19 protein-coding genes are annotated in these 19,811 nt (G+C 71.1%); 6 read left to right on the top strand and 13 right to left on the bottom strand.

Annotated features, from left to right (window positions below):
• Positions 1-29: 29 nt before the first annotated feature.
• The 4 genes from tal to pgl are packed head-to-tail and all read left to right on the top strand — an operon-like array spanning position 30 to position 4,477.
• Entirely contained in the window at positions 30-1,145 is a 1,116-nt protein-coding gene (tal, locus tag ACWD4B_RS24935; protein WP_451422832.1) for a transaldolase, read from the top strand.
• Position 1,146: 1 nt separating this feature from the next.
• A complete protein-coding gene (zwf, locus tag ACWD4B_RS24930) occupies positions 1,147-2,670 on the top strand; it encodes a glucose-6-phosphate dehydrogenase (RefSeq protein ID WP_451422831.1) in 1,524 nt (507 codons plus the stop codon).
• Positions 2,667-3,698 carry a glucose-6-phosphate dehydrogenase assembly protein OpcA gene (gene opcA / locus ACWD4B_RS24925; RefSeq protein ID WP_451422830.1) on the top strand — a complete coding sequence of 344 codons (1,032 nt, stop codon included), beginning with the start codon at positions 2,667-2,669 and terminating at the stop codon, positions 3,696-3,698. Before zwf ends, opcA begins: the two co-directional genes overlap by 4 nt.
• Positions 3,695-4,477: a 6-phosphogluconolactonase gene (pgl, locus tag ACWD4B_RS24920; protein ID WP_451422829.1), complete on the top strand. Its 783-nt coding sequence runs from the start codon at positions 3,695-3,697 to the stop codon at positions 4,475-4,477. Before opcA ends, pgl begins: the two co-directional genes overlap by 4 nt.
• Before the next feature lie 129 nt (positions 4,478-4,606).
• Here pgl and pgi read toward each other — a convergent pair whose 3' ends face one another.
• From pgi to ACWD4B_RS24860, 12 genes are all read right to left on the bottom strand, one after another.
• The gene (gene pgi, locus ACWD4B_RS24915; RefSeq protein ID WP_451422828.1) at positions 4,607-6,241 is read right to left on the bottom strand and encodes a glucose-6-phosphate isomerase; all 1,635 of its coding nucleotides are present in this window, start codon (positions 6,239-6,241) and stop codon (positions 4,607-4,609) included.
• Between the two features lie 129 nt (positions 6,242-6,370).
• Entirely contained in the window at positions 6,371-6,706 is a 336-nt protein-coding gene (locus ACWD4B_RS24910) for an RNA polymerase-binding protein RbpA (RefSeq protein WP_003957010.1), read from the bottom strand.
• 159 nt (positions 6,707-6,865) lie between these two features.
• Entirely contained in the window at positions 6,866-7,102 is a 237-nt protein-coding gene (gene secG, locus ACWD4B_RS24905) for a preprotein translocase subunit SecG (protein ID WP_336412438.1), read from the bottom strand.
• A gap of 119 nt (positions 7,103-7,221) precedes the next feature.
• Positions 7,222-7,998: a triose-phosphate isomerase gene (gene tpiA / locus ACWD4B_RS24900; protein ID WP_451422827.1), complete on the bottom strand. Its 777-nt coding sequence runs from the start codon at positions 7,996-7,998 to the stop codon at positions 7,222-7,224.
• 6 nt (positions 7,999-8,004) lie between these two features.
• The gene (locus tag ACWD4B_RS24895) at positions 8,005-9,216 is read right to left on the bottom strand and encodes a phosphoglycerate kinase (RefSeq protein ID WP_451422826.1); all 1,212 of its coding nucleotides are present in this window, start codon (positions 9,214-9,216) and stop codon (positions 8,005-8,007) included.
• Between the two features lie 98 nt (positions 9,217-9,314).
• A complete protein-coding gene (gene gap, locus ACWD4B_RS24890) occupies positions 9,315-10,319 on the bottom strand; it encodes a type I glyceraldehyde-3-phosphate dehydrogenase (RefSeq protein WP_451422825.1) in 1,005 nt (334 codons plus the stop codon).
• 324 nt (positions 10,320-10,643) lie between these two features.
• On the bottom strand, positions 10,644-11,642 hold the full coding sequence (whiA, locus tag ACWD4B_RS24885) for a DNA-binding protein WhiA (protein WP_171080226.1): 999 nt from the start codon (positions 11,640-11,642) through the stop codon (positions 10,644-10,646).
• On the bottom strand, positions 11,633-12,661 hold the full coding sequence (locus ACWD4B_RS24880; RefSeq protein ID WP_451422824.1) for a gluconeogenesis factor YvcK family protein: 1,029 nt from the start codon (positions 12,659-12,661) through the stop codon (positions 11,633-11,635). Before ACWD4B_RS24880 ends, whiA begins: the two co-directional genes overlap by 10 nt.
• Complete coding sequence (gene rapZ / locus ACWD4B_RS24875) at positions 12,658-13,590, bottom strand: RNase adapter RapZ (RefSeq protein ID WP_390777498.1); 933 nt, start codon at positions 13,588-13,590, stop codon at positions 12,658-12,660. Before rapZ ends, ACWD4B_RS24880 begins: the two co-directional genes overlap by 4 nt.
• Before the next feature lie 100 nt (positions 13,591-13,690).
• Complete coding sequence (gene uvrC, locus ACWD4B_RS24870) at positions 13,691-15,676, bottom strand: excinuclease ABC subunit UvrC (protein WP_451422823.1); 1,986 nt, start codon at positions 15,674-15,676, stop codon at positions 13,691-13,693.
• 142 nt (positions 15,677-15,818) lie between these two features.
• The gene (locus tag ACWD4B_RS24865) at positions 15,819-16,631 is read right to left on the bottom strand and encodes a hypothetical protein (RefSeq protein ID WP_451422822.1); all 813 of its coding nucleotides are present in this window, start codon (positions 16,629-16,631) and stop codon (positions 15,819-15,821) included.
• Between the two features lie 5 nt (positions 16,632-16,636).
• Entirely contained in the window at positions 16,637-17,269 is a 633-nt protein-coding gene (locus ACWD4B_RS24860; protein WP_451422821.1) for a papain-like cysteine protease family protein, read from the bottom strand.
• A 227-nt stretch (positions 17,270-17,496) separates the two neighbouring features.
• Between ACWD4B_RS24860 and ACWD4B_RS24855 the strand changes: the two genes are divergently transcribed.
• Positions 17,497-18,441: a hypothetical protein gene (locus ACWD4B_RS24855; RefSeq protein ID WP_451422820.1), complete on the top strand. Its 945-nt coding sequence runs from the start codon at positions 17,497-17,499 to the stop codon at positions 18,439-18,441.
• Positions 18,442-18,444: 3 nt separating this feature from the next.
• On the opposite strand, the gene ACWD4B_RS24850 is transcribed toward ACWD4B_RS24855, so the two are convergent.
• Positions 18,445-18,873, bottom strand: coding sequence for a Rieske (2Fe-2S) protein (locus ACWD4B_RS24850; RefSeq protein WP_451422819.1), 429 nt, complete (start codon positions 18,871-18,873; stop codon positions 18,445-18,447).
• A gap of 79 nt (positions 18,874-18,952) precedes the next feature.
• Between ACWD4B_RS24850 and ACWD4B_RS24845 the strand changes: the two genes are divergently transcribed.
• Positions 18,953-19,811, top strand: an 859-nt coding sequence (locus tag ACWD4B_RS24845; protein WP_451422818.1) for a carbohydrate kinase family protein, incomplete at its 3' end; no start/stop codon positions are given.

Genomic DNA, 19,811 nt, shown 5'->3' with positions numbered 1-19,811 from the left:
TTTATCTATCTGTAGGAGATGCAAGACCCATGACAGACGCACTCAAGCGCCTCTCCGACGAAGGCGTCGCGATCTGGCTGGACGACCTGTCCCGCAAGCGCATCACGTCCGGCAACCTGGCCGAGCTGATCGACCAGAGCCACGTCGTGGGCGTCACGACGAACCCGTCGATCTTCCAGAAGGCGATCTCCGGCGGCGAGGGCTACCAGCAGCAGCTCGCCGACCTCGCGGCCCGCAAGGTCACCGTCGACGAGGCCATCCGCATGATCACCACGGCGGACGTCCGTGACGCCGCCGACATCCTGCGCCCGGTCTTCGACGCCACCGACGGCCAGGACGGCCGGGTCTCCATCGAGGTCGACCCGCGCCTGGCCCACGACACCGTGGCGACGGTCGCCGAGGCCAAGCAGCTGGCGTGGCTGGTGGACCGCCCCAACACGCTGATCAAGATCCCGGCGACGAAGGCGGGCCTGCCGGCCATCGCTCAGGTCATCGGCAAGGGCATCAGCGTCAACGTCACGCTGATCTTCTCCCTCGAGCGCTACCGCGCCGTGATGGACGCCTACCTGACCGGTCTGGAGAAGGCCAAGGCCGCGGGCCTGGACCTGTCCCTGGTCCACTCGGTCGCGTCCTTCTTCGTGTCCCGCGTGGACACCGAGATCGACAAGCGGCTGGACGCCCTGGGCACCGACGAGGCCAAGGCGCTGCGCGGCAAGGCCGCCCTCGCCAACGCCCGCCTGGCGTACCAGGCGTACGAGGAGGTCTTCTCCTCGGACCGCTGGCTGGCCCTGGAGAAGGCCGGCGCCAACAAGCAGCGTCCGCTGTGGGCCTCGACCGGCGTCAAGGACCCGGCCTACAAGGACACGCTGTACGTGGACGACCTGGTCGCCCCGAACACGGTGAACACCATGCCGGAGGCCACCCTGGAGGCCACCGCGGACCACGGGCAGATCACGGGCGACACGGTGCGCGGCACGTACGAGCAGGCCAAGGCCGAGCTCGACGCCATCGCCAAGGTGGGGATCTCCTACGACGAGGTCGTCCAGCTGCTCGAGGACGAGGGCGTCGACAAGTTCGAGCAGTCGTGGAACGACCTGCTCAAGTCCACGGAGGCGGAGCTCAAGCGCCTCGCACCGGAGGCGTGAGTTGAGCAGCAGCAATCCGCTGCGTGACGCATCGGACCGACGGCTCCCGCGCATCGCGGGGCCGTCGGGCCTGGTGATCTTCGGCGTCACGGGCGATTTGTCACGGAAGAAGCTGATGCCGGCGGTCTACGACCTCGCCAACCGGGGTCTGCTGCCGCCGGGCTTCTCGCTCATCGGGTTCGCCCGGCGCGACTGGGAGAACGAGGACTTCGCCCAGATAGTGCACGACGCGGTCAAGGAGCACGCGCGCACGCCGTTCCGCGAGGAGGTCTGGCAGCAGCTGGTGCAGGGCTGCCGGTTCGTCCAGGGCGACTTCGGCGACGACGAGGCCTTCGAGACCCTCAAGGACACCATCGAGGAGCTCGACAAGGCCCAGGGCACGGGCGGCAACTTCGCCTTCTACCTGTCGGTGCCGCCGAAGTTCTTCCCCACCGTCGTCCAGCAGCTGAAGAAGCACGGCCTGGCCGACCAGACCGAGGGCTCCTGGCGGCGTGCCGTCATCGAGAAGCCCTTCGGCCACAACCTGAAGAGCGCGCAGGAGCTCAACGGGATCGTCCATGAGGTCTTCCCGGCCAACGAGGTCTTCCGGATCGACCACTACCTGGGCAAGGAGACGGTCCAGAACATCCTGGCGCTGCGCTTCGCCAACCAGATGTTCGAGCCGCTCTGGAACCGGTCGTACGTCGACCACGTGCAGATCACGATGGCCGAGGACATCGGCATCGGCGGCCGGGCCGGCTACTACGACGGCATCGGCGCCGCGCGCGACGTCATCCAGAACCACCTGCTCCAGCTGCTCGCGCTGACCGCCATGGAGGAGCCCTCCTCCTTCGACGCCGACGCGGTGGCGGCCGAGAAGACCAAGGTGCTGGGCGCCGTCCGGCTGCCCAAGGACCTCGGCAAGGAGACCGTGCGCGCCCAGTACGCGCACGGCTGGCAGGGCGGCGAGGAGGTCGTCGGCTACCTGGAGGAAGAGGGCATCGACCCCAAGTCGAAGACCGACACCTACGCCGCGGTCAAGCTGGAGATCGACAACCGCCGCTGGGCAGGCGTCCCCTTCTATCTGCGCACCGGCAAGCGGCTGGGCCGCCGCGTCACCGAGATCGCGGTCGTCTTCCAGCGCGCCCCGCACTCGCCCTTCGACCACACCGCCACCGAGGAGCTGGGGCAGAACGCCCTGGTCATCCGGGTGCAGCCGGACGAGGGCGTGACCGTGCGGTTCGGCTCCAAGGTGCCCGGCACCCAGATGGAGGTCCGGGACGTGTCGATGGACTTCGCCTACGGCGAGTCCTTCACCGAGTCGAGCCCCGAGGCGTACGAGCGGCTCATCCTCGACGTGCTGCTCGGCGAGTCGAACCTCTTCCCGCGCCTCAAGGAGGTCGAGCTCTCCTGGGAGATCCTCGACCCGATCGAGGAGTACTGGGACAAGCACGGCAAGCCCGCGCAGTACCAGGCCGGCACCTGGGGCCCGGCCGAGGCTGACGCGATGCTGGCACGAGACGGACGGAGCTGGCGCCGGCCATGAAGATCGATCTTACGGACACCACGGCGAGCAAGATCAACAACGCCCTGGTCCAGGGACGCCGGGCCATCGGCGCCCCCGCCGTCGGCATGGTCCTCACCCTGGTCATCGTCACCGACGAGGAGCACGCCTACGACGCGCTCAAGGCGGCGGACGACGCCTCCCGCGAGCACCCCTCGCGCAAGCTCGTCGTCATCAAGCGGGTCAGCCGCTCGCCCCGCGACCGCGCCAAGGCCCGCCTGGACGCCGAGGTCCGCGTCGGCGGCGACGCGGGCACCGGCGAGACCGTGGTGCTGCGGCTGCACGGCGAGGTCATAGACCACGCCCAGTCGGTGGTGCTGCCGCTGCTGCTGCCGGACGCCCCCGTGGTCGCCTGGTGGCCGGTGGGCGCCCCCGCCGACCCGGCCAAGGACCCGCTGGGCGCCCTCGCGCAGCGTCGTGTCACCGACACCTACGCCTGCGAGGACCCGGTCGCCGAACTCGACCGGCGCGCGGCCACCTACGCCCCCGGCGACACCGACATGGCGTGGACCCGCATCACCCCCTGGCGCTCGATGCTGGCGGCGGCGCTGGACCAGCAGCCGGGCGTCCAGATCACCGCGGCCGAGGTCGCGGGCGAGGCCTACAACCCGAGCGCCGAGCTGCTCGCCATGTGGCTCGCCGACCGCCTCGGGGTGCCGGTGACGCGCTCGGTCTCCCACGGCCCCGGCCTGACGGCCGTCCGCCTGGAGACCAAGAACGGGCCGATCACGCTCGACCGCGTCGACGGCTCGCTGGCCACACTCACCATGCAGGGCCAGCCGGACCGTGCGGTCGCGCTCAAGCGCCGCGACACCTCGGAGCTGATGGCCGAGGAGCTGCGCCGGCTCGACCCGGACGACACGTACGCGTCCGCGCTGAAGTACGGGGTGGACAGGCTGGGTCCGGCGGCTCCGGCAGCTCCGGCAGCTCCGGCGGCCGAGGCGGAGAAGCCCGCTCCCGCTCCGGCGAAGAAGGCCGCGGCCACCGCCAAGAAGGCAGCGGCCAAGTGAGCACCCCTCAGGTCGTCGTCCACCGGGACAAGGAGCTGATGGCCCAGGCCGCGGCCGCCCGGCTGATCACCCGGATCGTGGACGCGCAGGCCGCCCGTGGCTCGGCCTCGGTGGTACTCACCGGCGGACGCAACGGCAACGGCCTGCTCGCGGCCCTGGCCACGGCTCCCGCGCGGGACGCCGTCGACTGGTCGCGGCTCGACCTGTGGTGGGGTGACGAGCGGTTCCTGCCGGAGGGTCACCCCGACCGCAACGAGACGCAGGCCCGTGAGGCCCTGCTGGACGCGGTGGACCTGGACCCTGCGCGGGTCCATGCGATGCCGCCCTCGGGCGGGGCGCACGGCAACGACGCGGATGCGGCGGCCGAGGCCTACGCGGCCGAACTGGCCGCCGCGGCCCGGCCCGAGGACCACGGTCCCGTGCCGTCCTTCGACGTCCTGATGCTGGGCGTCGGCCCCGACACGCATGTGGCCTCGCTCTTCCCCGAGCTGCCGGGCGTGCGGGAGACCGAGCGCACGGTCGTCGGCGTGCACGGCGCGCCGAAGCCGCCGCCGACCAGGGTCTCGCTGACCCTGCCGGCGATCCGGGCGGCCCAGGAGGTCTGGCTCCTCGCCGCGGGCGAGGACAAGGCGAATGCCGTTGCACTCGCGCTCGGGGGTGCCGGGGAGATCCAGGCCCCGGCCGCCGGAGCGTACGGCCGCCGGCGCACCCTGTGGCTGCTGGACCAGGCTGCTGCGGCACAGCTGCCGCGGGGGCTGTACCCGCCGGCTTCTGCCTGACGGCACACCAACGGCAATGGCCCGGTTCCCCAGGAAGGGAACCGGGCCATTGCCGTGTGCCGTTCGGCTGCGGGCGCGTCGTGGCTGATCGCGCAGTTCCCCGCGCCCCTTACGGGGCACGGACAGGCCCTACCGCCCCCGCAGCTCCCGGTACCGGCGCACGAGCGCAGCGGTGGACGCGTCCAGACCCGGCACCTCGGCACCTTCGGTGAGCGCAGGCTCGACCCTCTTCGCGAGAACCTTCCCCAGCTCGACGCCCCACTGGTCGAACGAGTCGATGTTCCACACCGCCCCCTGGACGAACACCTTGTGCTCGTACAGTGCGATCAACTGCCCCAGCACGGACGGCGAGAGCTCACTCGCCAGGATCGTCGTCGTCGGGTGGTTGCCGCGGAACGTCTTGTGCGGGATCAGCTCCTGCGGGACGCCCTCCGCCGCGACCTCCTCCGGGGTCTTGCCGAAGGCCAGCGCCTGGCCCTGGGCGAACAGGTTGGCCATCAGCAGGTCGTGCTGGGCCGCCATCCCCGGCTCCAGCTCCGCGACCGGGCGGGCGAAGCCGAGCAGGTCCGCCGGGATCAGCTTGGTGCCCTGGTGGATCAACTGGTAGTACGCGTGCTGCCCGTTCGTGCCGGGCGTGCCCCAGACCACCGGGCCCGTCTGCCAGTCGACGCGGTTGCCGTCGCGGTCGACCGACTTGCCGTTGGACTCCATGTCCAGCTGCTGCAGGTACGCCGCGAACTTCGACAGGTAGTGGCTGTAGGGCAGCACCGCGTGCGACTGCGCGTCGTGGAAGTTGCCGTACCAGATGCCCAGCAGCCCCAGCAGCAGCGGGACGTTCTCCTCCGGCGGGGCCGTGCGGAAGTGCTCGTCGACCAGGTGGAAGCCGGCCAGCATCTCGCGGAAGCGGTCCGGGCCGACGGCGACCATCAGGGAGAGGCCGATGGCCGAGTCGTAGGAGTAGCGGCCGCCGACCCAGTCCCAGAACTCGAACATGTTGGCCGTGTCGATGCCGAACTCGGCGACCTTCTCGTCGTTCGTCGACAGGGCGACGAAGTGCCGCGCGACGGCGTCCTCGCCGGCCCCCAGACCGGCCAGCAGCCAGTTCCGCGCCGACGTGGCGTTGGTGATGGTCTCGATCGTCGTGAACGTCTTCGAGGCGATGATGAACAACGTCTCGGCCGGGTCCAGGTCGCGCACGGCCTCGTGCAGGTCCGCACCGTCGACGTTGGAGACGAAACGGAACGTCAGTTCGCGGTGGGTATAGGCGCGCAGCGCCTCGTACGCCATCGCCGGACCGAGGTCGGAGCCGCCGATACCGATGTTGACGATGTTGCGGATGCGCTTGCCGGTGTGGCCCTTCCAATCACCCGAACGGACGCGGTCGGCGAAGACCTGCATCTTCCGCAGCACGGCGTGCACGGCGGGGACGACGTTCTCCCCGTCGACCTCGACGACGGCCGACTCGGGGGCGCGCAGCGCGGTGTGCAGCACGGCGCGGCCTTCGGTGGTGTTGATCTTCTCGCCACGGAACATGGCGTCGCGCAGCTCCGCCACGCCCCGGGCCGCCGCGAGTTCGCGCAGCAGGCGCAGGGTCTCGTCGGTCACGAGGTGCTTGGAGTAGTCGAGATGCAGGTCGCCGACGGAGAGCGTGTACTTCTCGGCCCGGCGCGGGTCGTCGGCGAAGAGCCTGCGCAGCTGCACCTCCCCCAGCTCGTCCCGGTGCTTGGCCAGCGCGTTCCACTCAGGCATCTGATCGACGTTCATCTCAGCCCATTTCTCCTTGTCGCTGCGGTATGCACCAACCTAGCCGACCAACGCGAGCGGCCCGTCCGCACACCCCCGCAAGGGGGGTACGGACGGGCCGTTCGTCAAGAGGTCCGGAAGAGACCCGGCTCAGATCTCGCCGCGCAGCTTGGCGAGCGCCTCGGCGAGGATCGCCTCGCCGTCCGCGTCGCTGCGCCGCTCGCGGACGTACGCCAGGTGCGTCTTGTACGGCTCGGTGCGCGGGGGGTCCGGCGGGTTGTCCCGGTCCTGACCGGCCGGGAAGCCGCAGCGCGGGCAGTCCCAGGTGTCCGGGACCTGTGCGTCGCTGGCGAAGCTCGGCTGTGTTTCGTGCCCGTTCGAGCACCAGAAGGAGATGCGGAGACGCGGCGCGGACTCGCCCCGCTCGGCCTCCCCCATCGGCCCCGCCCCGACCCGGCTTCCCCGGATCGCGTTGCCACTTGCCACGGTCGTAACTCCCTGCGTGATGGTGCCGCGGAGCGTGACAGTCCACTCCGCTGCGGGCGCCCCAGTCTACGTAAGGCCCAACGCGCGTCCAGTGGCAGGAGTTACAGCCCGGCCGCGAAGACGCGAGTCTCCATCATAGGCCGCTGATACGACGGTACGTCAGCTCTTGAGCTTCATCAGGATGCCGAGCGCGACGATGCACGCGAACCACAGCAGACCGATCACGATGGTGATCCGGTCGAGGTTGCGCTCGGCGACCGAGGAGCCGCCGACGGAGGACTGCATGCCGCCACCGAACATGTCGGACAGGCCGCCGCCCTTCCCCTTGTGCATGAGCACCAGCATCATCAGCAGCAGGCTGAAGACGATGAGGGCGATCGAGAACCCGATGACCACGGCTGGACCAACTCTCTCGGACTGTTGACGAACGGGGGCCGGACCCGGCGAAAGCGCCGGTCCCGGCCCCGACAGGGTACGACGGGCAGTGCCCGTCGTCATAGCTGTTGCCGCGCGGCCTACTGGTCGCGGAAGCGGACGATCTTGACGAACTCGTCCGCGTCCAGCGCAGCACCGCCGACCAGCGCGCCGTCCACGTCGGGCTGCGCCATGATCGCCGCGATGTTGCCGGACTTGACGGAGCCGCCGTACTGGATGCGGATCTTGTCGGCCGTGTCCTGCCCGTACAGCTCGGCCAGACGGCGGCGGATGGCCCCGCAGACCTCCTGGGCGTCCTCGGGGGTGGCGACCTCGCCGGTGCCGATGGCCCAGACGGGCTCGTAGGCGATCACGATGGACTCGGCCTGCGCGGCCGGGACGTCCTTCAGGCCGCCGTCGACCTGGGCCAGGGTGTGCGTGACCTGGTTGCCCGCCTTGCGGACGTCCAGGCCCTCGCCGACGCACAGGATCGGCGTGATGCCGTGCTGGAAGGCGGCCTTGACCTTGGCGTTGCAGAGCTCGTCCGACTCGCCGTGGTACTGGCGGCGCTCGGAGTGGCCGACGGCCACGTAGCTGCACTTGAGCTTGGCCAGCATCGAGCCGGAGATCTCGCCGGTGTAGGCGCCGGACTCGTGCGCCGAGATGTCCTGGGCACCGTACTTGATCTTGAGCTTGTCGCCGTCGACCAGCGTCTGCACCGAGCGCAGGTCGGTGAACGGGGGCAGGACCGCGACCTCGACGGCCTCGAAGTCCTTGTCGGCGAGCGCGAAGGCGAGCTTCTGGACGTGTGCGATGGCCTCGAGGTGGTTGAGGTTCATCTTCCAGTTGCCCGCCATCAGCGGGGTGCGTGCAGTCACGGTGGTTCAGTCCTCCAGTGCGGCGAGGCCGGGGAGCGTCTTGCCCTCGAGGTACTCGAGGCTCGCGCCGCCGCCGGTCGAAATGTGGCCGAAGGCGTTCTCGTCGAAGCCCAGGATGCGCACGGCCGCGGCCGAGTCGCCACCGCCCACGACGGTGAAGCCGGGCGAGTTCAGCAGGCCCTGGGCCACGGCCTTGGTGCCGTTGGCGTAGTCGGGGTGCTCGAAGACGCCCATCGGGCCGTTCCAGAAGACGGTTCCGGCGTCGGCGAGCTTCGAGGCGTACAGCTCCCGCGTCCTCGGGCCGATGTCCAGGCCTTCCTTGTCCGCCGGGATGGCGTCCGAGGCGACGAGCTCGGGGTTGGCCGGAGCCTTGGTCTTCAGGTCCGGGAAGTCAGCCGAGACCAGTACGTCGACGGGGAGCAGGAACTCCACGCCGCGCGCCTCGGCCCGGGCCAGGTACTCCTGGCAGACCGGGATCTGGTCCTTCTGCAGCAGCGAGATGCCGACCTCGTGGCCCTTGGCGGCCAGGAAGGTGTAGGACATGCCGCCGCCGATGAGGATGCGGTCGGCCTTCTCCAGCAGGTTGTCGATGACACCCAGCTTGTCGGAGACCTTGGCACCGCCCAGGACGACCACGTACGGGCGCTTGACGTCGTCGGTCAGCTTCTTCAGCACGCCGACCTCGGTGGCGATCAGGTCGCCGGCGGCGTGCGGGAGCCGCTTCGGGAGGTCGAAGACCGAGGCGTGCTTGCGGTGCACCGCACCGAAGCCGTCGCCCACGTACAGGTCGGCCAGCGACGCGAGGGCATCGGCGAACGCACCGCGCTCCGCGTCGTCCTTGCTGGTCTCGCCCGCGTTGAAACGGAGGTTCTCCAGCAGCGTGACCTCGCCGTTCGCCAGAGCGGCGACGGTGGCCTTCGCGCTGTCGCCGACCGTGTCGGCGGCGAACGAGACGTTCCTGCCCAGGATCCCGCCGAGCCGCTGCGCGACCGGCGCCAGGGAGAACTGCGGGTCCGGGGCGCCCTTGGGACGGCCCAGGTGGGAGGCGACGATCACCTTGGCGCCCGCCTCGGCGAGCTTGGCGATCGTCGGCGCGACGGCGCGGATGCGGCCGTCGTCCGTGATGGTGGTGCCCTCGAGCGGCACGTTCAGGTCGGCGCGGACGAAGACCCGCCGGCCTTCCACGCCGCCCTCGATGAGTTCGTCGATCGTCTTCATACGGTGACTCCGGTGACTTCCGTGAGGAACAGCCATGCGACGGGGCCCGTACCGCGCGCCAGTGCGCTGTACGAGCCCCGTCCTTTACATCGCTCGGATCAGAGCTGGCCGCCGACGAAGACGGTCAGGTCCACGAGGCGGTTCGAGTAGCCCCACTCGTTGTCGTACCAGCCGACGACCTTGACCTGCGTGCCCTGGACCATCGTCAGCTGCGAGTCGAAGGTGCAGGAGGCCGGCCAGTTGACGATGTCGGAGGAGACGATCGCGTCCTCGGTGTACTCGAGGATGCCCTTGAGCTGGCCCTCGGCGGCCTTCTGGAAGGCGCCGTTGATCTCGTCCTTGGTGACCTCGCGGTCGAGCTCCAGGACCAGGTCGGTGACCGAGCCGGTCGGGACCGGGACGCGCATGGCGATGCCGTCCAGCTTGCCCTTGAGCTGCGGGAGGACCAGGGCGGTGGCCTTGGCGGCACCGGTCGAGGTCGGGATGATGTTCTCCGCGGCGGCGCGGGCGCGGCGCAGGTCGGAGTGCGGGAAGTCCAGGATGCGCTGGTCGTTGGTGTACGCGTGGACCGTGGTCATCATGCCCTTGACGATGCCGAAGTTCTCGTCGAGAACCTTGGCCATCGGCGCCACGCAGTTGGTGGTGCAGGAGGCGTTGGAGATGACGTGGTGGTTGGCCGCCTCGTACTTGTCCTGGTTGACGCCCATCACGATGGTGATGTCCTCGCCCTTGGCGGGCGCGGAGATCAGGACCTTCTTGGCGCCGGCGGCGAGGTGCTTGGCGGCGTCCTCGCGCTTGGTGAAGATGCCCGTGGACTCGATGACGATGTCGGCGCCGAGCTCGCCCCACGGGAGGGCGGCCGGGTCGCGCTCGGCCATCGTCTTGAAGGTCATGTCACCGACGGTGATCGTGTCGTCGGTGTGGCTGACCTCCTGCTGCAGACGGCCCAGGATCGAGTCGTACTTCAGCAGGTGCACCAGGGTGGCGTTGTCGGTCAGGTCGTTGACACCGACGATCTCGATGTCCGCACCCTGCTCCAGGAGCGCGCGGAAGTAGTTACGACCGATACGGCCAAAGCCGTTGATGCCTACGCGGATCGTCACGAACCGATCTCCTCGTTGGTGTGCCGGGCTGTCCGCCGGCGGCTGTATTGGGATGTCCCCGACCACCACCGACCCTACCTCCAACAGGGCAGTGACGTGACATTGGCATCGCTCGGCCCGTAACCCTTGACAAAGCGGAATCCAGCCCGTTTGTGCACGGTTCCGCTCACTCGCGCGAGGCGGGCGGAACGGCACTTCGTCACACACGGTGACGACTTCGGCGCACCGTCGTCCGGCGCACCCCAACACCCTTGCCGGCGGCCGGTATTGGAGCGCCCCCGCCCGGGCGGACCGGTGCGGGGGCGGAAAGGAAAGAGGGGACGGTCAGCCGACCATGCCCTCGGCCATCTCCTCGGTCAGCTCGGCCAGGTTCGACTCGGTGCCCGGAATGCCCAGGTCCTGGGCGCGCTTGTCCGCCATGGCGAGCAGGCGGCGGATCCGGCCGGCCACCGCGTCCTTGGTCAGCGGCGGGTCGGCGAGGGCGCCCAGCTCCTCCAGGGAGGCCTGCTTGTGCTCCATGCGCAGCCGCCCGGCGGCCGCGAGGTGCTCGGGGACCTCCTCGCCGAGGATCTCCAGCGCGCGCTGCACCCGCGCGCCCGCGGCGACGGCCGCCCGCGCCGAGCGGCGCAGGTTGGCGTCGTCGAAGTTGGCCAGCCGGTTGGCGGTGGCCCGTACCTCGCGGCGCATCCGCCGCTCCTCCCAGGCCAGCACGGACTCGTGCGCGCCGAGCCGGGTCAGCAGGGCGCCGATCGCATCGCCGTCGCGGACGACCACCCGGTCCACCCCGCGCACCTCGCGCGCCTTGGCCGCGATCTGCAGCCTGCGGGCCGCGCCGACCAGGGCGAGGGCCGCCTCCGGGCCCGGGCAGGTCACCTCCAGGGAGGAGGAGCGGCCGGGCTCGGTGAGGGAGCCGTGGGCCAGGAACGCGCCTCGCCAGGCGGCCTCCGCATCGCAGGTGGCGCCGGAGACGACCTGCGGGGGCAGCCCGCGGATCGGCCGGCCGCGGCCGTCGACCAGGCCGGTCTGGCGCGCCAGCTGGTCACCGCCCGCCACCACCCGCACCACGTACCGGCTGCCGCGGCGCAGCCCTCCGGGGGCCATCACCACCAGGTCGGAAGCGTGCCCGAAGATCTCCAGGATGTCCTTGCGGAGTCGCCGGGCGGCGATCCCGGTGTCCAGCTCGGCCTCGATCACGATGCGGCCGCTGACCAGGTGCAGCCCGCCGGCGAACCGCAGGATGGCCGAGACCTCCGCTTTCCGGCAGCAGGTCCGGGTGACGGGGAGCCGGGAGATTTCGTCCTTCACCGCTGCCGTCATCGCCATGGGCCGATCCTTCCATGCATCCGAAAAATACGGTCGTACGCGGCGGCCAGCAGCTCGGGGTCGTGCACCGCCGAACTGCCCGGCGCGGCGACCGCCGCCAGCTCCACCGCGGCGCCGAGCCGCTTGGCGGCGTCGGTCAGGCTCTCGCGGTCGGGCACGGCGGCCTCGTCGGCCAGCACCACGTCGAAGGCGAGTTTAGGGGCGTGTCGGGCCAAAACCTCCAAATGACGCTGCGGTGAGAAGCCATCGGTTTCCCCGGGCTGCGGCGCGAGGTTCAGCGAGAGCACGCGCCGGGCCCTGGTCTCCTGCAGGGCATGCAGCAGCTCGGGCACGAGCAGGTGCGGGATGACCGAGGAGAACCAGGAGCCGGGACCGAGCACGACCCAGTCGGCGTCGAGCACGGCCTCGACGACCTCGGGCACCGCGGGCGGGTCCTCGGGGACGACGTGCACCGACTGCACCTCGCCCGGGGTGAGCGCCACGGTGGCCTGGCCGCGCACGGTGGTGACGGCGTCGGGCGCGGCCGGGTCGTGGCCCTTGACCAGGGCCTGGAGCTCCAGCGGGACCGCGGACATGGGCAGCACCCGGCCGTGCGCGCCGAGCAGCCTGCCGACCAGGTCCAGGGCCTGGACGTGGTCGCCGAGCTGCTCCCAGAGGGCGACGATCAGCAGATTGCCGACGGCGTGGCCGTGCAGGTCGCCACGGCTCTCGAAGCGGTGCTGGATGACCCGGGCCCAGGTCTGGCCCCAGTCGTCGTCGCCGCAGAGGGCGGCGAGGGCCTTGCGCAGGTCGCCGGGGGGCAGCACACCCAGCTCGTCGCGCAGCCGGCCGCTGGAGCCGCCGTCGTCGGCGACGGTGACCACGGCCGTCAGGTCGCCGGTGATCCGGCGGAGGGCGGCCAGGGAGGCGGACAGCCCGTGGCCGCCGCCGAGGGCGACGACCTTGGGCTGTGCGCCGGAGCGGCCGCGGGGCCGGCCGGGGACCCGTACGCGGCGGAGCCGGAAGGTGCGGCCGGTCACTCGCGCCCCATGTCGCGGTGCACGACGACGGTCTCGACGCCCTCGGAGACCAGGCGGTGGGCGAGCTTCTCGGACATGGCGACGGAGCGGTGCTTGCCACCGGTGCAGCCGACCGCGATGGTCACGTAGCGCTTGCCCTCGCGGCGGTAGCCCGCGGCGATGAGCTGGAGCAGCTCGGTGTAGCGGTCGAGGAACTCCTTGGCGCCCGGCTGGTTGAAGACGTAGCCGGAGACCTCCTCGTTGAGCCCGGTGAAGGGGCGCAGCTCGGGGACCCAGTGCGGGTTGGGCAGGAAGCGGCAGTCGACGACGAGGTCGGCGTCGACGGGCAGGCCGTACTTGAACCCGAAGGACATGACGGTGGCCCGCAGCTCCGGCTCCTCCTCGCCGGCGAACTGGGCGTCCAGCTTGGCGCGCAGCTCGTGGACGTTGAGGCTGGAGGTGTCGATGACCAGGTCGGCGTCGCCGCGCAGCTCGCGCAGCAGGTCGCGCTCGGCGGCGATGCCGTCGACGATGCGGCCCGAGCCCTGCAGGGGGTGGGGGCGGCGCACGGACTCGAAGCGGCGCACCAGGGCGTCGTCGGACGCCTCCAGGAAGATCACCCGCCGCTTGACCTTCTTCGATTCCAGGTCCGCGAGGGACTCGCGGAGGTTGTCGAAGAAGCGCCGGCCGCGGACGTCCACGACGACGGCGATGCGGGCGACGTTGCCCTGCGAGCGGGCGCCCAGGTCCACCATGGTGGGGATCAGGGCGGGCGGCAGGTTGTCGACGACGAACCAGCCGAGGTCCTCCAGGCACTTGGCGGCGGTGCTGCGGCCCGCCCCCGACATACCGGAGATGATCACCAGCTCGGGGATGCCCGCCGCCTCAGCAGTCGCATCCGCCGTCGTGCCCGTACTCACCTGTGCTCCGTCCCGTTCGGTGTCGTTCATGCCGTCTTCCCCCGTTTCCCTGACGCGCCGCAGGTGCGGTCACGTCTTCCATACTGCGGTCTCGCGGCGCGCGCGGCATGGACCACGTGCGCCACGCCCATCATTCCTCTGCGTCGTCCATGATTTCGCCAGTGGCGGTGTTGACCGCGGGGGCGGGCGCCGGGGCCGTCGCCAGGGCCGCGGCGATCGTCTCGGCCGTCCTGCGGCCGATGCCGGGCGCGGCGCAGAGCTCCTCGACCGTGGCGGCGCGCAGCCGCTTCACCGAGCCGAAGTGCTTGAGCAGCGCCTTCCTGCGGGTCTCCCCCAGGCCGGGGACCGCGTCCAGCGGGCCGGCCTTCATCGTCTTCGAGCGCTTGGTGCGCTGGTAGGAGATGGCGAAGCGGTGGGCCTCGTCACGGACGCGCTGCAGGAGGTAGAGGCCCTCGCTGGTGCGGGGCAGGACGACCGGGTCGTCCTCGCCGGGCAGCCAGACCTCCTCCAGGCGCTTGGCGAGGCCGCACACGGCCACGTCGTCCACCCCGAGCTCGTCCAGCGCGCGCCGGGCCGCCGCCACCTGGGGCTGCCCGCCGTCGACGACGACGAGCTGCGGGGGGTAGGCGAAGCGCTTGGGGCGGCCGTCGTCGTCGAGGCGGCTCTCCCCGTCCGCGTCCTCGACGGCGCTCTCCTCGGACCACTCCCCCGCCTTCTGCTTCTCCTGCAGGTAGCGGCGGAAGCGGCGGCCGATGACCTCGTGCATCGAGCGGACGTCGTCCTGGCCCTCGAAGCTCTTGATCTGGAAGCGCCGGTACTCGCTCTTGCGGGCCAGGCCGTCCTCGAAGACGACCATCGACGCCACCACGTCCTGCCCCTGGAGGTGGGAGATGTCGAAGCACTCGATGCGCAGTGGCGCCGAGTCCAGGCCGAGGGCCTCGGCGATCTCCTCCAGGGCGCGCGAACGGGTCGTCAGGTCGGAGGCGCGCTTGGTCTTGTGGAGCACGAGGGCCTGCTGGGCGTTGCGCTGGACCGTGACCATCAGGTCCTTCTTGTCGCCGCGCTGCGGGATGCGCAGGCTGACGGCGGCGCCGCGGCGCTCCGTGAGCCACTGCTGTACGGGCTCGGCGGGCTCGGGCAGGGCGGGGACGAGGACCTCCTTGGGCACCGCGTCGCCCCGCTCCTCGCCGTAGAGCTGCTGCAGGGCGTGCTCGACGAGGCCCGCGGTGTCGACGGCCTCGACCTTGTCCGTGACCCAGCCGCGCTGGCCGCGCACCCGGCCGCCGCGGACGTGGAAGATCTGCACGGCCGCCTCGAGTTCGTCCTCGGCGACCGCGATCAGGTCGGCGTCGGTGGCGTCGGCGAGGACGACGGCGTTCTTCTCCATGGCGCGCTTGAGCGCCTCTATGTCGTCGCGCAGCCGGGCGGCCTTCTCGTACTCCATCTCCTCGGCCGCATCGTGCATCTGCTTTTCCAGACGGCGGATGTACGCACCGGTACGCCCGGCCATGAAGTCGCAGAATTCCTCGGCGAGTTCGCGGTGCTCCTCGGGGGTGACCCGGCCGACGCAGGGGGCGGAGCACTTGCCGATGTAGCCGAGGAGGCAGGGGCGGCCGATCTGGTGCGAGCGCTTGAACACCCCTGCGGAGCAGGTGCGGACGGGGAAGACCCGCAGCATCAGGTCGACGGTCTCGCGGATCGCCCAGGCGTGGGCGTAGGGGCCGAAGTAGCGCACGCCCTTCTTCTTGGGGCCGCGCATGACCTGCACACGCGGGAACTCCTCGCCCAGCGTGACCGCCAGGGAGGGATAGCTCTTGTCGTCGCGGTACTTGACGTTGAACCGGGGGTCGTACTCCTTGATCCAGGAGTACTCCAGCTGCAGCGCCTCGACCTCGGTGGAGACCACGGTCCACTCGACGGAGGCGGCCGTGGTGACCATGGTGCGGGTGCGCGGGTGCAGGCCCGCGAGGTCCTGGAAGTACGAGGAGAGCCGCTGACGGAGGCTCTTCGCCTTCCCGACGTAGATCACGCGGCCGTGCTCGTCCCGGAATCTGTAGACCCCCGGCGAGTCGGGGATCTGTCCCGGCTTGGGTCGGTAGCTGCTGGGGTCGGCCATGCCACAACCCTACTTGCGGGCAGTGACAATCGGAGTGCCGGTTTCCCCGCGCCCGTAAGGGGCGCGGGGCTGTTGCATTGTGCGGCTCCGCCGCGTGGGCGCGATCAGCCAGGGACGGCCCGCAGCCGACAAACCTCCCTTGTCAGGCAGACGCTCGGCGGCGGCGCCGCCTGCGCACCGCCACCGCACCGAGCCCGAGCGCCAAGGCCGCGCCGCCGGCCGTCGCTGCGGTGGTGACGGCCGTGGATCCGGAACCGCCCTGCGGCCCCGGCTCGTCGTACCCGCCCGCAAGCCCCTTCTCCGCGTAAGCGGAACCCGGCAGCTTGTCGCCATAGGCCTTGTGGACCCGGTCGCGATAGGCGGCCACCGTGGTACCGCCCGCGCCGACGGCGCGCACCGCGTCCTGGTCGAGCGGCAGCACCCGGTCGCCGCGCTGGACGTACCAGGCGTTGATCTGGGGCTCGCGGAAGACCGTGCCGCCGCCGAGCTTCTTCGCTCCCTCGGCCGCGTAGCGCGTCTCGTCGTCGCCGGTGGCGATGTTGACGACCTTCCAGCTGTCGCCGACGTGCGCCGCCCACACCGAGGCCTTCTGTCCGTCGGACGACACGGCCGTGGTGGCGAGGAAGTCAAGTTTGGCCACCGGCGCATTCGCCTTGCCCGCCACGAACTCCGGGGAGAGCGTGTAGACGGGCACGGTGGCGCCCTCGATCCTCGGCTGCGCCGTGCCCCTGGCGAGGGCACCGTCGCGGGCGAAGAAGCGGGAGAGCGTGCCGAGCGTCGAGGGTGCCGCGGCGGCGTTGTGCGCGGCATCGATCCCGGAAGCCAGCGGCGGGGCCGGGACGGCCGGGGGCTGGGCGGCCTGGGCCAGGGGGGTCAAGCAGAGCAGCCCGGCGGTGAGAGCCCCGGCGGCCGCTGCGCGGGTGACGTTCCTGCGGGTGTACGCGCGCTCGGTCATCGCCCTCACGCTCCGATCCGGTAGAGCGAGTGCGTCCAGGAGAACTGGTCGTTGTTGACGTACCAGTCGTGCGAGGCCCAGTTGTAGCGGTCGTTGGACGGCCACGGGTCACCCCAGTAGACCCAGCTGTTGCTGTCGTCGTAGCCGTAGAGGACGTGCATGTGCCCGCCGCCCGAGGACCACTGGATGCGCGTCTCGATCGGACGGTTGTTGTCGATCTCCGTCTGCACGGTCGAGTAGCGCAGCCAGCCGCTCACGTACGAGCCGGAGTTGATGCCGGCCCAGTCGAGGGCGTTCTGCACGTTGCCCAGCGTGGCCTGGTTGTTGGGGCACGTGGTGTCCTGCTGCCGGTTGAAGGCGGCGTTGCAGAACTGGTTCTGGCTGTAGGTGCGCCCGAACCAGGTCGCGATGGTGTTGCCGGAGCCTGCCCAGCACCAGTTGCTCTTCTGCTGTGCCTGCATGGTGATGTTGAGCTGCTTGGACGCGCGCAGAGCGGGCTGACCGGAGCTCGCAGCGCTCGCCGTGGTGGGGACGGCGAGCAGTGCGGAGGCGATCAGGGCCGCGACGGACAGTCTTCTGCCGCGTATCCGGGATCCGGAGTGCTGTGCTGATGGTGCCGATGCCGAGGCACGGGTCATGGCGTTCCTCCCGTGGCGGGGGGTTGTGGTGGAGGAGCGCGTCCGGACGCTGCTGAGGAGCATCAAGTGTTGTCGGGTGTCGGTCAACAGGCTTCAATGCTCTGTGAAACCGCGGTGTGAACAGACGGCATTGCCTGTGAACAGCCTGTGCCCGCCCAGGAGGAATGCGGCACTCCTGTCCGCCGGCCCCTCTGCCACCGTTGTGAATATTCACAGAGGAGCGGCGGATGGCACGTACACCCACCGGCACCGGGTCCGCCGAGGCCGAACTGGCCCAGGCCCTGCGGACGGGACCGTTCCACCTCGCGCTGCGCACCGCCCTGTCGGCGCGCGGACTGGCCCTGCACCGGGTCCAGCACCGGCTGGCCCAGCGGGGCGTCAAGGTCGGGGTGACGAGCCTGAGTTACTGGCAGCAGGGCGCCCGGCGGCCGCGGCGGCCCGAGTCGCTCAGGGCGGTGCGGATGCTGGAGGAGGTCCTGGAGCTGCCCGCGCAGGCGCTGACCCGGCTGCTCGAACCCGTGCCGCGGACGGAGACGGCCCGCCCCGCCGGGCGCTCGTACCGCCTGCTGGTGGAGGAGTCGCGCGCCCTCGAACGGCTGCTGGCCGAGCTGGAGTCACCGGCCGACGGAGGGCTGCACACCGTCTGCCACCTGGAGCACGTCCGCATCGGCGCGGGCCGCGAGCTGCGCGGGCGCGCCTCGCACCACGTGGTGCGGGCGCACCGCGACGGGGTGGACCGCTATCTGGCCATCCACCGCGGGGACCCGGGCTGCGATCCGGGGCGGGTGACCGTCCGGGCGGACGAGAACTGCCGGGTGGGGCGCGTCCGTTGGCAGTCCGCGGCAGGGGTGCTCGTCGCCGAGCTGCTCTTCGACGTGCGGCTGCGCGCCGGGGAGACCCATGTCTTCGGCTACGGCTTCGAGGACGGCACCGCGGGGCCGAGCACCGAGTACGTGCGCGGCTTCAGTTTCGCGGCCGGGCAGTACGTGCTGCAGGTCCGCTTCGACGAGGCCGCACTGCCGGTGCGCTGCCGCCGCTTCGTCCAGGCGTCGGCGGCTGCGCCGCGCACCGGGCAGCAGGAGCTGACGCTCTCGGGGCGGCACCACGGGGTGCACCTGGCGGAACAGCCGGTGCGCGCGGGGATCCTGGGGATCGCGTGGGACTGGTCGTGACGGTCAGGCGTCCGGGCCCGCGACGAGCTTGCCGCCGGACTCCTTGACCGGGACGGCCGGCAGCGGTGCGCCCGCCGGGCCCTGGAGGACCTTGCCGGTCTGCGCGTCGAACTTGCTGCCGTGGCACGGGCAGCTGACCTTGCCGTCCTCGACCTTGTCGACCACGCAGCCCGCGTGCGTGCACACCGCGCTGAACGCCTTGTACTCCCCCTTGGCGGGCTGCGCCACGACCAGCTTCTGCTTGCGGTAGAGCTTGGCCCCGCCGACCGGCACGTCGCCCGCCGCCCCGAGGTCCACGGGCGCGGTCGGCGTGGCGGAACCCTTGGCCGCCGAGCCGGAGGCCTCGCAGCCGGTGACGCCGAGCCCCGCGGCCCCGGCCAGTGCCGCTCCGCTCAGGAGCACGGTGCGACGGGATGCGGGCTGGCTGGTCATGCGGGCTCCAGGGGGGAACGGCGGTGCTGTCGCACCGACGATACTGGGGACTCCCCCCAGCGGAAGGGACGACCCCCTGGTGATCGTCGTAGCCGGAGAAGCCCTGATCGACCTCGTGGCCGACGGCGCCGGAGGGGACGGCGGCCTGCCCGCCCTGCTGCCCCGCCGCGGCGGCGGACCGTACAACACCGCTGTCGCACTGGGGCGGTTGGGGGCGACGGCGGCCTTCTGCTCCCGGGTGTCGTCGGACGCCTTCGGGGAGTCCCTGCTGGCCGGGCTGCGGGCGGCGGGGGTGGACGTTTCACTCGTTCAGCGCGGCCCGGAGCCGACGACACTGGCGGTCGCGGCCATCGGCGCGGACGGCTCCGCCGGTTACGGCTTCTACGCGGGCGGCACCGCGGACCGGCTGTTCACGCTGCCCGGTGCGCTGCCGGAGGCGGCGAGCGCGCTGTGCGTGGGCACGTGTTCGCTGGTGCTGGAGCCGGGCGCGACCGCCTACGAGGCGCTGCTGCGCCGCGAGGCGGAGCGCGGGCTGTTCACCCTGCTCGACCCCAACATCCGCCCTGGCCTCGTCCCGGACCCCGACGCCTACCGGGCCCGCTTCCGGTCCTGGCTGCCGTACGTCTCGCTGCTGAAGCTGTCGGAGGAGGACGCGGAGTGGCTGGGCGGCACTCCGGAGGACTGGCTGGCGGAGGGCCCGCAGGCCGTGGTGCTCACGCACGGCGGGCGGGGCCTGTCGGTGCGGACGCGGTCCGGGGTGGCGTGTGCGGTACCCGCGACGGGGGTCGGCGTCGTCGACACGATCGGAGCCGGCGACACGGTGAACGCTGCGCTCTTGCTCAGTCCAGGGGGAATCATGCCGGACGGCGAGGCGAACACGGCGCGAGGCAGTGCGGCCCACGGCAGGAGTTCGGAATCCGTAGTCGGCGTAGTCGACC

The sequence above is a fragment of the Streptomyces sp. NPDC002536 genome (genome assembly GCF_053594995.1).
This window is presented reverse-complemented; position numbering and strand designations above follow the sequence as displayed.

What these genes read in the sequence shown, in the direction of transcription:
- ACWD4B_RS24895 (WP_451422826.1), bottom strand. Translation starts at nt 9,216, where the DNA reads ATGAAGACGATCGACGAACTCATCGAGGGCGGCGTGGAAGGCCGGCGG.
- tal (WP_451422832.1), top strand. Translation starts at nt 30, where the DNA reads ATGACAGACGCACTCAAGCGCCTCTCCGACGAAGGCGTCGCGATCTGG.
- ACWD4B_RS24850 (WP_451422819.1), bottom strand. Translation starts at nt 18,873, where the DNA reads ATGACCAGCCAGCCCGCATCCCGTCGCACCGTGCTCCTGAGCGGAGCG.
- ACWD4B_RS24855 (WP_451422820.1), top strand. Translation starts at nt 17,497, where the DNA reads ATGGCACGTACACCCACCGGCACCGGGTCCGCCGAGGCCGAACTGGCC.
- whiA (WP_171080226.1), bottom strand. Translation starts at nt 11,642, where the DNA reads ATGGCGATGACGGCAGCGGTGAAGGACGAAATCTCCCGGCTCCCCGTC.
- rapZ (WP_390777498.1), bottom strand. Translation starts at nt 13,590, where the DNA reads ATGAACGACACCGAACGGGACGGAGCACAGGTGAGTACGGGCACGACG.
- ACWD4B_RS24865 (WP_451422822.1), bottom strand. Translation starts at nt 16,631, where the DNA reads ATGACCGAGCGCGCGTACACCCGCAGGAACGTCACCCGCGCAGCGGCC.
- opcA (WP_451422830.1), top strand. Translation starts at nt 2,667, where the DNA reads ATGAAGATCGATCTTACGGACACCACGGCGAGCAAGATCAACAACGCC.
- pgi (WP_451422828.1), bottom strand. Translation starts at nt 6,241, where the DNA reads ATGAACGTCGATCAGATGCCTGAGTGGAACGCGCTGGCCAAGCACCGG.
- uvrC (WP_451422823.1), bottom strand. Translation starts at nt 15,676, where the DNA reads ATGGCCGACCCCAGCAGCTACCGACCCAAGCCGGGACAGATCCCCGAC.
- ACWD4B_RS24860 (WP_451422821.1), bottom strand. Translation starts at nt 17,269, where the DNA reads ATGACCCGTGCCTCGGCATCGGCACCATCAGCACAGCACTCCGGATCC.